This window comes from Rhodococcus sp. T2V (assembly GCF_029269925.1).
GTDB lineage: Bacteria > Actinomycetota > Actinomycetes > Mycobacteriales > Mycobacteriaceae > Rhodococcus_F > Rhodococcus_F koreensis.
In genome coordinates this window covers 351,639-363,535 of record NZ_JARJBD010000001.1, presented here as the reverse complement: position 1 = coordinate 363,535, position 11,897 = coordinate 351,639, and the positions used below count along the sequence as shown (strand labels likewise).

At 66.1% G+C, this 11,897-nt stretch carries 8 protein-coding genes; 3 read left to right on the top strand and 5 right to left on the bottom strand.

Annotation, left to right across the window (positions count from 1 at the left end):
- The first annotated feature begins 35 nt into the window (after positions 1-35).
- Positions 36-953, top strand: a complete 918-nt coding sequence (locus tag P3H15_RS01595) for a TIGR03621 family F420-dependent LLM class oxidoreductase (RefSeq protein WP_276135639.1) — start codon at positions 36-38, stop codon at positions 951-953.
- Here P3H15_RS01595 and P3H15_RS01590 read toward each other — a convergent pair.
- On the bottom strand, positions 938-3,052 hold the full coding sequence (locus P3H15_RS01590) for an alginate lyase family protein (protein WP_276135638.1): 2,115 nt from the start codon (positions 3,050-3,052) through the stop codon (positions 938-940). The genes P3H15_RS01595 and P3H15_RS01590 overlap by 16 nt on opposite strands.
- 89 nt (positions 3,053-3,141) lie before the next feature.
- Between P3H15_RS01590 and P3H15_RS01585 the strand changes: the two genes are divergently transcribed.
- Positions 3,142-4,491 (top strand): phenylacetate--CoA ligase family protein, encoded by a 1,350-nt coding sequence (locus tag P3H15_RS01585; protein ID WP_276135637.1) that lies wholly within the window; start codon positions 3,142-3,144, stop codon positions 4,489-4,491.
- Between the two features lie 4 nt (positions 4,492-4,495).
- Positions 4,496-5,872 carry a putative glycoside hydrolase gene (locus tag P3H15_RS01580; protein WP_276135636.1) on the top strand — a complete coding sequence of 459 codons (1,377 nt, stop codon included), beginning with the start codon at positions 4,496-4,498 and terminating at the stop codon, positions 5,870-5,872.
- On the opposite strand, the gene P3H15_RS01575 is transcribed toward P3H15_RS01580, so the two are convergent.
- From P3H15_RS01575 to P3H15_RS01560, 4 genes are read right to left on the bottom strand one after another with little or no spacing between them, the layout of a single operon-like run.
- Positions 5,823-7,091, bottom strand: a complete 1,269-nt coding sequence (locus tag P3H15_RS01575) for a glycosyltransferase family 4 protein (RefSeq protein WP_276135635.1) — start codon at positions 7,089-7,091, stop codon at positions 5,823-5,825. The genes P3H15_RS01580 and P3H15_RS01575 overlap by 50 nt on opposite strands.
- Complete coding sequence (locus tag P3H15_RS01570; RefSeq protein ID WP_276135634.1) at positions 7,088-9,358, bottom strand: glycosyltransferase; 2,271 nt, start codon at positions 9,356-9,358, stop codon at positions 7,088-7,090. Before P3H15_RS01570 ends, P3H15_RS01575 begins: the two co-directional genes overlap by 4 nt.
- Entirely contained in the window at positions 9,355-10,428 is a 1,074-nt protein-coding gene (locus P3H15_RS01565; RefSeq protein ID WP_276135633.1) for a glycosyltransferase family 4 protein, read from the bottom strand. Before P3H15_RS01565 ends, P3H15_RS01570 begins: the two co-directional genes overlap by 4 nt.
- Positions 10,425-11,843, bottom strand: a complete 1,419-nt coding sequence (locus P3H15_RS01560) for an O-antigen ligase (protein WP_276135632.1) — start codon at positions 11,841-11,843, stop codon at positions 10,425-10,427. Before P3H15_RS01560 ends, P3H15_RS01565 begins: the two co-directional genes overlap by 4 nt.
- Positions 11,844-11,897: the final 54 nt, after the last annotated feature.

Sequence of the window (11,897 nt, the reverse complement as noted above, 5' to 3'; positions counted from 1 at the left end):
TGCTCGTGCCGGAGAACCTGCGATTCATTGCACCCATGCCACGGCTGCGTGCGGATGCCGGGTCCTGGCGGAACGAACTCCGCCGCATAGAGGACCTCGGTTACGACACCGTGGCCGTGTCGGAGCACGTAACCGACGGCTGGGTGCTCGAACCTCTCGCCGCGATGGCCTTCGCTGCGGCGAGCACCACCCGATTGCATGTTCTGTCGCTGGTTCTGACGAACGACCTGCATCACCCCGCTCTGCTCGCGAAGGCGGCGGCGACAATCGACGCATTGTCCGACGGACGTCTCGAACTCGGTATCGGCGCCGGCTGGAAGCAGCACGACTACCGGACGGTGGGATTGCCGTTCGACCCACCTGCCGAACGCATCGACCGTCTGGCCGAAGCTCTCGAGATCGTCCGGCAATACTTCTCACGCGAGCACGTGCACTTCACCGGCTCGCACTATGCCGTCGACAATATGGAGTCACTACCCCGCAGGTCCGGCTTCGGCGGACCTCCTCTGTTCGTGGGCGGTGGGGGTCCGCGAATGCTCGAACTCGCGGGACGAGTCGCCGACATCGCCGGAATCCACCTGCGGCAAACCACACCCACGCTCGATCCGGCCGCCGTCCTGGACCTGACCGCCGAGTGCGTCGATCGCAAGATCGAGCGGGTTCGCGCGGCGGCTGCGGCGGCGGGCAGGCCCACGCCGACCTTCCAATTCACCTGCTATCACGTCGACATCACCGACGCGCCGTCACACGGACCGAAATGCAGGTCCTCCTTCAGCGGACACCTCGCCGAAGCGAGCGACATGTTGAAGGATTCGCCGGCCGTACTCACAGGCACCGTGGCCGAGTGCGCAGAACAGCTTCTGGCGTGGCACGAAAGGTACGGCATCACGTACTGGCATCTCGGTCAGGACGTCGAGGCCGGCGGCGCGATCATCGCTCAGCTGTCGCGGTAGCGGACGGACCCCGCGATGGTATCTATCTCGATTCGGTATCCGGTCTCGCCGACGCGCCATGCGACCGTGATCTCCGCAGCATTCACGGCGACCTCGAGATGCGATGCATGGGCGCCGCGACTGCCGAGCGGAGTGAGGACGGTGGCCATGGCGAGAGGTACGGACCCGACGGTGCGGGCCCCGACGAGCCAGGACGGTTCGCGCGACTCCAGTCGCCGCGACCACCAGCCGAGCCCGGTCGTCTTCTCCCCCTTCCACTCCTCGCGCACGAGGTCCCGGGAGGCACCATGGAGAATCTGAAGAACCGATGTCCCGGTCCGCGTGACGAGATGCTCGTTGCCGGCGGCCGTGACGTCGAGCGCCGGGTGCACCGGCCAGGATGTCCGGGCCTCGTGTGTTCCGCAACCCGTGATCACATCGATCACGGCCACCGCCTGCCATTCGCTGGGAGCGATCACGAATCGGCGGTGGGCAACCGGATCGGACAGGCGGCGGTATCCGTCGTGTTCGACATCGACCACCCCGCGAATCAGGTCCACGGAGCGCACCCGGGTCCGGGCGTGCCGGGTCCACAGGAACGGTCCGCCGATGACCGACTGATCGAACCCGTCCACGGTAACGGTGGCGTGGGCCCGCGTTCCACGGTGCACCGTGCGCCAGTCCGGATGTCCGTAGTAGCTCGCGGCACCGGGATCGCCGATCAGTTCGTCCCCGCCGACGCTGAGCGTGATCGACAGGGCGTCGGCGTGACCGTGAGCGGCGGGAGACAGATATCCCAGGGGACCGACATCCACCGTCAACCGCCGCTCCCCCGAACGCAACACCACCATCCCGCCCTGTGGCGCAAAGAAATCACCGGGCGAAACGTCCTCGCTGTTGCCTACTCCGGCAGTGCGACGCAGCCATGCCGAGGAGACTGTCTCCCGTCCGACGCGGGTCGCCGCCGCGTTGCCGGTGAACGCCGCGACGGCACCGAGATGATCACGGACAGTGCGCAGTGGCTCGGGGCCGAGACGCAGCGCGAAACCCTCGTCGTCGTCGCCATACCGTGGATCCGGGTCCCGGTCACCGACGAACGCGGCCAGGTAGTCCGCACTGCGGTTCAGTGCGTCGACGATCTCCGTCGGTGGTCGGTCACCTCTGGAGTCGAGCAGCACTGCCACCGTGAGCAACAACTCTGCAGTGAATATCTGGTAGCCCACAGCCTGCTCCGCACCGGCACCGTCGGGCAGGATCTGCCGGTTCGCCTCGACGGCGAGTGCGCGAATCGTATGTCTTTCCCAGCGAGGGGCGGGACCCACGTCGGGAAACAGGATGGCGACGGTCGCGAGCCCGGCGAGTTCTCCGACAAGATGGTTGTTGGCAGAACTGTAGAGGGAACGGTCGCGCCGGCACCGTGCAGCGCCCTGCGACAGCACTCGGGTGATCTTCCGGAAGCGCTCCGGCGTCAGCAGTCGCGACTCCCGGAGCCCCTGAAGGGCAACCGCGATCGAGATCGCACGGACGCCGACCTCGAACGCGCCACGCCAGGCGACCCCGATGCCCGGCGGATTCTGGTCGATCCACGAGTCGAGTTGGTCGAAGGCCGCGGCAGCATAGCGTTCGTCCCCGGTGAACAACCATGCCTCGGCAAGCCACGGCAGATGCTGCAGCCTTGCCAGTTCCCAGATCCACTTCGGATCACCCACCGACGTCCGGTGATCGATCCTCGACGCGGGGACTCGGGGCCAGTGGACGTCGGCGACAGGATCGTAATTCCAGTCGACGGGCCGGCCCAACGTCACCTCCGGGTAGCCGAAGTAACGGACATGTCCCTCGACCGCGCGATCAGCGGCGGCGATGACGGACGCGACCTGATCGGGATGGTCTCGCGCGATCTCGAGAGCCCGATCTCGGCACAGGAGCACGGGGCGTCCGATATTCTCCCGAAACCGTTGCAGCGCGGTCTCGGCCAGCGGATCGTCGGCGCCGAACAGCTCCTGATCGGTGAGTCCGTCCAGGCTCGGCGCCAGGAGATCCCGGCCCGCTCGGCCGGCCCGCCACGCGACCTCGCGGGGTGTCATCGACCGCAGCCGGCGCGCATACCAGGCCAGGCCCATCACCGTCCCCCCTCTCCGAGTGGAACGTGTGAACGCCGTTGCTCACATGTCCGTTAGAACGATACGACGCAGTACGAAGGCAGGTCCAGATGGCACCCACGGGATCGCTGCAGAACGTGCAGCACCGCATCCGGCGCGCTCACCCATTGCGGTGGACGATGTGCCGTTCGCTGTCGTCGATGGAGCGCGCACCGGCCGAGGAGATCGCCCGATTCCAGGAACGCCGTCTCCGGCGACTCGTGCAGGTCGCCGCCGTGCAGTCGCCGTTCTACCGCGACTGGTTCGCCGAGGCAGGCATCGACCCCCGGTCGATCCGCACAATCGGCGACCTCGGCCGGTTGCCGCTGCTGAGCCGAGCCGACCTCGTCGAGAATCCGGAACGGTTCTGCGTGTATCCGCGCCGCTTGATGTGGCCCGCACATTCGAGCGGAACGTCCGGGCGCCCGTTGACCACATTCCGGACACCCGGCTCCTCGATATTCGAGTTGTCGATTCTCGAGCGCCAATGGCGATGGTTCGGGCTACCCGCGGGCGCGCGCCGAGTGATTCTGCGCGGCAGCGACTTCTACGCGGATCGGCAGCAAGGTGTGCCGGTGAAGAACGTCGCGGGTGGACGACAGCTGTGGGTGTCCAGCTACCATCTGACGCCGCAGAAGGTGCCAGGAATCCTCGACCGGATCCGGCATTTCCGACCGCAGGCGGTGGAAGGGTGGCCGTCGAGCATCGCTCTCTTGGCAGCTCTGCTGCGTGATCGCGGCGAATGCCTCCCCGTCACCGCCGTCATCACCTCGTCCGAAATGACGACTCCCGGTCAGAGGTCGCTGATACGTGCCGTGTTCGCCGGGCCGATCGTCGATCACTACGGTCAAACCGAGCGGGTCGCCATGGCGGGTGCCTGCGAGTCGGGCGGCTACCACATCTTTCCCGACTACGGCATCGTCGAACTCCTTCCCGTCGAAGGAGTCCCCGACCGATGGGAAATAGTCGGCACCGCCCTGCACAATTGGGGATTCCCACTCTTCCGGTATCGGACGGGCGACGAGGTCGGACCGGCACCGGCAGGGCCGTGCCCCTGCGGACGGCGGTTTGCGCTGATCGGACCCGTGGACGGCCGAACCGAGGACACCTTCACGGCGGCGGACGGTCGCCTTCTCCCCCTCCCTGCGACGGTCATCGACGATCTCACCGGACTACGCGAGGCACAGATCGCGCAGCTTGCACCGGGCCGGTTCGAGATCAGAATCGTTCCCGGTACCGGATTCGACTCGGACGCGGTCGAGCTGAAGGCCCGCCGCAACGTGGACAGGCTTTTCGGCCCCGGACAGGAGGTGACCTTGCGGGCCCTTCCGGCCATTCCACGGCCCCCGAGCGGCAAGCTGAAGGCCGCCGTGGTCGAAAACCGTGGGGCGGGACACCGTCGCCCTGCGGTGAGATACTGACCCGGTGTCCGGTGCGCAGGGCCCTCGGATACGCCGACGGTCCCGACTCCTCCATCTGGCGCTGGCGGTCGTCCTGCCCGCCTGCGTCCTGGCCGGGGCGTGCGAGAAGGAAGAACGCGGACCCGTCGATTGCGGGACTGCCGGTCCACCTTCGCTTCCGTTCCCGCGAACGGCGACGACCTACCTGGATCAGCACGTACTGCCCCCGGTCGAGGAACTCGCCCGCTACGACGTCGTGGTCCTCGACCACGAGTGGGCCCATCGCGTCCCCCGCACGTTCTTCGACGAGATCCGTGCGCTCAACCCCGGTGTTCGGCTGCTCGCGTACGTGAACGTGGTCGACTATCCGGAACAGCTCGGCACGCGTGACTACTGGGGTGACAGGTACAAATTGTGGCAGTTCGACACTGCGACGGACAGCACCTTTCCCGCCCAGTGGCTCGCCACCACACAGGACGGATCCCGCGTAAGCCAATGGCCGCACACGGTGATGGCGAACCTCACTGATCAGGCACCGTCACTCGACGGTCGGATCTACGCCGACTACGCGGCCGACTGGGTCGTCGACTCGGTGTGGTCCACGGGAGTATGGGACGGCATCTTCCTCGACGTGTGGGGGGATCGGATCTTCGGGGCCGACCACGACCGTTGGGACATCGACCTCAACGGCACCGACGAGTCGGAAGACCAGATCTACGGCGTCGGAGGTCCCTGGGAACGTGGCATCGACAGGGCGGAAGTGCGGATGCGCCAGCGCATGCCCGGCGCCGTCGTCGTCGCCAACGGCGAGCGCACATTGCGGGGCGGCCAACTCGACGGCCGCGTGTGGGAGAGCTTTGCCGATCCCGAGGTCCGTTCGGCACCGTTGACGGACATCGACCGCTACGTCGAAGTCAGTTCCGGAACGGGGCACCGCCTTCCAGGCCTCACTATCACGATCGACAAGCGTCGAACCGCGCCCGGCACCGAACAGGATTTTCGGCGGGCACGCTTCTTCCTGGCCGCTACGCTGCTTCAGAACGGATACTGGGCGCCGATGGGTATCGACTACAGCGAACTATCGTACTACGACGAGATGGACGGCGGCGGGCTGGGGCGCGGATATCTGGGTCAGCCCCTGATGGCGAATCCGTGTCCGGCGGCAATGAGTCAGGAATTCGCCGACGGATTCGGATCCACAAGCGAGGGTGTGTTCCGCCGCGACTTCGACAACGGCATCGTTCTTCTCAACACCGGCACCGAGCCGGCGAACATCACACTGGAACGGCCGTACCAACGGTTGACGGGAACCCAGGATCCTGCGACCAACAACGGGCAGACGGTCGACGAGGTCACGCTCGTCCCTCAGGATGGGCTCGTGCTTCTCCGGTCCCCGGAGTGAGACGTCGGTCGTCCGCGAGGACGGTCGTCCGCGCATTCGACAGTGCCTCGTAGAAGTCCACCAGCGCACGACTCGACGTCGCCCACGACAGTTGCTCCCGGACCCTCCTGCGCCCGAGTTCACCCATCTCGTGTCTGCGCCGACGATCACCGAGCAACTCATCGATCGCTTCCGCGAACGCCTCCTCGTCGTCGGCCCGGGCGTACAGCGCGGCGTCTCCCGCCGACACCCTTGCCTCGACGAGGTCGAACGACACCAACGGACAACCCATTGCCATGTACTCGACTACCTTGTTCATGGTCGAGACGTCGTTCAGCGGATTGCGAGGGTCGGGCGAGAGGCAGATGTCCGCGGTCGACAGACACCGCTGGACGAACTCGTCCGATACCCGCCCGGTGAACTCCACGACGTCACGGAGCCCGAACTTGTCCGAGAGAGCCACCACATCGTCGAAAGAGTCTCCGGAACCCATGAAAATGTAGTGGACATCGTCACGACGGAGCGTGTAGCGCAGATGAGCAATCGCCCGCAACGCATGGTCGACGCCGTCCTGCGGCCCCATCACACCGAGGTAGGCAGCAAGATACGGCTTGCCTCGGCGAAGTTCAACGTCGGGTTCCCGCCGAACGAACCGGCGAAGATCGGGAGCACTCCGCACCACCGTCACCCGATCGGGCGCCATCCTGCCGCGCTCGAGCGCGATACGCCGATAGCTTTCGTTGGTCGAGATCACGGCGTCCGCGGCCGCAAACGTGAGTCGCTCGAACAGCCGGGTGGCCCAGTACAGCACACGACCCCGGCCAGGGAACCTGGAGAGGAACAGCTCAGGCGAGAGGTCGTGGTGGTCGAACACGAATCGAGTTCCCCAGGGGCGCAGCACCAGCGCGATGAGGAACAGCAGATCGGGGGGATTACAGGCCTGCACGATGTCGATCGGACCCGCGCGCCGCACCCGCAGCGCCAGGCGGAGGGTATGCCACAGCGCCTGCGTGTATTCCCGCAGATAGCCGATTGGCCCCCCGGTCGCGGCCGTCAGCGGGTAGCGGAGGATCCGGACGCCCTCGACCGTCTCCTCCCGCTTCCGGTCCTGATTCGAACCCATCGGACAGACCACGGTGACCCGGTAGCCCGCGTCCGTCAGGGCCCTGCTCTCCTGCCACACTCGCCGATCGAACGGCACTGAGAGGTTTTCGACGAGTATCAGAATGTGGCATGTCATCGGGATACCAGTTCCGTGAGCAGTCGTTCGTATCCCCGCGCCGTGCCTTCGATCCGATAGTGTTCCTCCGCCCATGCGCGCCCCTGCCTTCCCATGCGCGCCCGCAGGTTCCGATCTTCCGCCAACTCGAGAAGTCGCTGTGCGAGAGCGTCTGCGTCCCCCACCGGTACGAGGTAGCCGAGTACGCCGTCGACGATCATGTCCGGCACGGACCCGCACCGGGTTGCTACCACGGGAAGGCCGGCGGCCATGGACTCGATGATCGCCATCGGAACTCCTTCGTGGACGGATGACAGGCAGGACACGTCGAGTCCGGGCAGCAATCGTTGCGCATCCCGCCGGAATCCGGCGAACTTGGTGCGCTCGGTGATCCCGAGCGTTGCAGCAAGAGAACGGAGTTCACCCTCACGCTCACCACCGCCGATCACCACGAGGCGAGCGTGAGGACATTTCTGCGCGAGGGCACTGAACGCCTGTAGCAGAACTTGGTGCGCCTTCTGCGCACTGAGTCGCGCCACGATGCCCACCGCAAAATCTTCCTCGCCGAGTCCGAGTTCTCGCCGGGCCCACAGTCGGTCCCGATTGCCGGCGACGGGAGGGAGCGTAATGCCGTTGGGGATGACGGCATTACGGGTCCGCTGCCACGGGTAGCGGCCGACCCCCTCTTCCGCTCGAAGGTAGGCGCCCTGCCGCGGAGACAGAAGTACGAGCGCGTCGGACAGGAACATCGTGTTCACTGCCCACCAAGGGAGGACCCGATTGCCGACCGACGTCAACTCCATGTCGTGCGCCGCGACGACGTTGACCGGCACTCCGGCCAACCTCGCGGCAACTCGACCGAGCGCCAGCGACGCCCGGTGGTGATGGGTGACGAGGACAGCATCCGTGCGGTCGCGTCGCAGGCTGCGAATCAGGCGCGGCAGGGTGCGGAGATCGTATCGACCGGTGCGCTCCAGGACTTCCACGCCGAACCCGGCAGCACGGAACTCGTCCACGAGCGGACCGGCCTCGCGAAGACAGATCAATCGCGGCTGAACCAGCATCGGATCGAAATTCCGGAAGAGGTTCAGCAGGAGGATCTCCACACCGCCGACGAATGTGCGATCGAGAACCACGCCGAGCCGGACCGGAGTCGACCCGGCTCCCCGTCCCGCCACCTGTTCGAGAGCTGACTGAGCTTCGTCGACACTGTGGCGAAGACTGAACTCGTTCTCCACCCGGGCCCGGGCGGCAAGCCCCATCTCCCGCGCCCGAGCCGGATCGGACAACACCCGCACAAGTGCCTTCGCGAGCGCATGCGCGTCACGGGGCGGGACCAGATGCCCGGTGATTCCGTCCAAGATCATCTCGGGAATGCCGCCGACTGCCGTGCAGACGGCGGGTCGACCTGCGGCCATGGCTTCGAGCAGGGCCATCGGAAAGCACTCGATGCTGTACGAACTCAGGACGAAGACGTCCACAGCGCCCAGTAGCGCAGGTCCGTCCGAGCGCGAACCGGTGAAGACCACGTTGTCGACCAGGCCCAGTTCGCTTGTCAGCTTCTCCAGGGCCCCGCGCTGCGGACCGTCGCCGATTATCAACACACGCGTGTGCGGCAGTTCGTCGACCACCATGCGCGCGGCGCGAAGAAGCATGGCGTGATCCTTCTCCGGACGCAATGCCGCGAGTATGCCTACCACCGGATCATGTCCCGCGATTCCGAACTCCGCCAGAATGCCCCGGTCACCGGCCGGATCGAACAGTGCGGGATCTACGCCATTGTGGATCACCCGCACCTTTCCCGGCGGATGGTGCAATTCGTCGACGAGGTACTCGACCTGCGCGTGCGCGACACCGAAGTACGCGGTGGTGCCAGGCCTGAGCAGACGGTCCGCGAACCTTCTCGTGAGGCTGCGGCGCTCGATGTCACCGCAGTTGTGAACCCAGACGACCACATGGGGAACCTGCGCGATCACGGCCGCGATCCGACCGAGAATCTCGGCGCTGTATCCGCGGACGATGACGATGTCCGGACTTGCACGGCGCATCTCGCGCACGAGGTCGACGAGGGCGGAAAGCGCCCGACGCTTTGCCCGGTGCAATGCCCGCGCGGGAATCCCGGCAGCGGTCAGGTCTGCGAAGAAGGCTCCCTCTTGTCCGAGACAGATCACCGACGGCGTGAACCGGGACCGATCCAGATGCGACAACAACGTGGTGGCGTGACGCTCGGCGCCACCCACGCCGAGGTCGGGCACCACGTACAGCACAGTGAGTGGGCGGTCGGTCATCGTCTCACCTCTCGGTACAGAGCGTCGAAACGGCGCGAGACCACATCGGCGTCGAATTCGTCGGCGACGCGCTGCCAGGCGCTCGCTCCGAGCCGGCGCCGGCTGTCGTGGTCGTGCAGCACCCGGCTCAGAGCGCACGTGAGGCGGTCGAGGTCATCGGCCGGGACGACCACCGCGCACGTGTCGTCGATCAGGTCGGGGATCCCTCCGACGTCACTGGCGACGACGCACAGACCGCGCGCCATGGCCTCGAGGATCGCCATTGGCTGGCCCTCGGCTCGGGAGGGCAAAACGAGGATCTGCGACCGGTCCAGGAGTTCGGACGCCTCGTGATGCGGGAGCCATCCCACCACCCTCACGCTGTCGTGCAGGCCGAGGCCGGCGACCGTCGTGCGTGCGCGTTCCACCTCGCCGTCCCCGGCGATCGTGAGCAACCCGGGTCGATCGCTTCCTGAATTCGCAACTATCTTGGCCCAGGCGTCGAGGAGCAGGAAGGTCCCCTTCCGGTCGAGCACGTCACCGAGAAACACCACGTTCACAGGCTCGTGATCCGACGGCCGTTGGTTTACCGCCCGCTGCGGTCGAACAGCATTGGGGACGACGATGATTCGAGCCGACGGGGCGATTCTGGCGAGCCTCGCCCGCCAACTGCCGCCCAGGGCCACGACTGCGTCGGCATTCTCCAGGGTGGCCCGAATGACTCGACGCAGCGGGCGCGGACACCGGTCGTGGAACCGGTCGAATTCGCCGCCGTGCAAATGCAACACGACCGGGACCCTGGCGGCCCGGCCGATCCAGGTGAGAGTCGCCTTACGCACGAAGCTTCCGTTGGAAGCGGTGTGAATATGCACGACGTCGGGCCGGTCCAGCAGGAGCGTCACCGTGAAGGCCACCGCTCCCCGGGCGAAGGCCAGGATCCTGGTGGCGACGGATCCGTCGTGATGGGTCGCGATGTGCTGGATATTCCAGTCCGTCCACAATGCGGTCTGCTGCATCGTCCGCACGAAGGTCGCGATGCCTCCGCGTGTCTCGGTACTGGTCGACACCCATACCGCCCGTTGCCTCGTCACGTCCTCACCGCTTCCTGATTCCTGTCCTTCTCGGCGCCGGCATCCGCCACGTGGGTGTATCTCCGGGCCCAGCCGATCGTGACGCCTGCGAGCAACATGACCACCGCGTTCGGGAAGTCGAAGAACCGCAGGTCCACTGTCAGACCGGTGACGATCAGCACGAGAAACGCGGTCAACGCGACGAAGCCGAGACGGGAACTGCACAGACCATCGGTCGGCAGCGTCCGGTAGGAGCGGATCAGGCGCAGTAGCACGAGACCGAGCACTGTCAGCCACAGTGCCAACCCGACCAGTCCCAGCTCGACAAGGATGCCGAGCTCGTTCAAGTGCGAGGCGATCCCGAATCCGCGCTCCCACGGGATGTCGTCGGACCATTGGGAATGGTGGTAGGTATTGACTGCCGCGAACCGTGCGATCCCCCATCCCGCCCACGGCCTTTCGTGGGCCGCCCCGAGGGACGTTGCAATCGTGTTCAGCCGGTCATCCAGCTCGTTTTCCGACCCCACGCCCCCCGCAGCGCGGTCCGAGCTCGTGAAGGTGGCCCAATGCGTCGCCACCAGAAGTACGGAGACGACCAGGCCGATGACGAATCCCGACCGGAATCCTCTGGCGCACGCCGCGCCCCCGACCAGAACCAGAGCGAAGGCCAGCCACACCACCCTGGTGTGGGTGAGATAGATGCCGTACGCGGAGGCGAACGCGACCACGACCACGACCACCCGGCGCCACGCAGGCCCACCCTTCTGGGCTGCGAGGAACATTGCGACCACGAAACCCACGATGAGGATCAGGCCGTTGACGACGGGCTGATTGAATATGCCGACCGCGCGGCTGTCCCAGGCCGGACTTTCCACGATGTATCGCGGCCAGACCAGGGAGGTCGGACCCCGGAACTGCATGATGCTGACCGCGGCCGAATAGCCGCTCAGCGCCAGCACGAGCCAGAGGAGTCGACGTACCGACGCCTCGGTGTCGAAGACGGACCGTCCGACGAAGTACAGGACGAACGGGATCACCGTGCCGTTGAGGATGAACCGCCAGATGGAAATGCCCTCACCAGTTGTCGGCACGGTCGCCTGATACGTGTGCAGCGCAACCATGGACCCGATGTTCCACACCACATAGAGCGCCATCACCGCCTCCACCGGCCCCAGGGCGGGCATGGTGATCGTGCGCGCGGAGATCCCGATCGCCACCGAGGCGATGACACCGGCAAACGCGATGAGGAACGGGTCGACGGGCAGGATGTCGGGCAATGCCAGGCGCGTGAAGGTCGCGATCAGGAGGAAGAACACCGCCCACACGGGATCGCGTAACCCGACGAAGACGAGAATGCAACCCAAACCGAGAAGCACGACGAGAACGCCGAACCGATCGGGTGACCGTACCGAGAGTCCGAGCAAGACGACTGCCACTCCGGCCAGGGCAGCGACGGACCACCAGCGGCGACCGACGGCGGCGTAACCCCG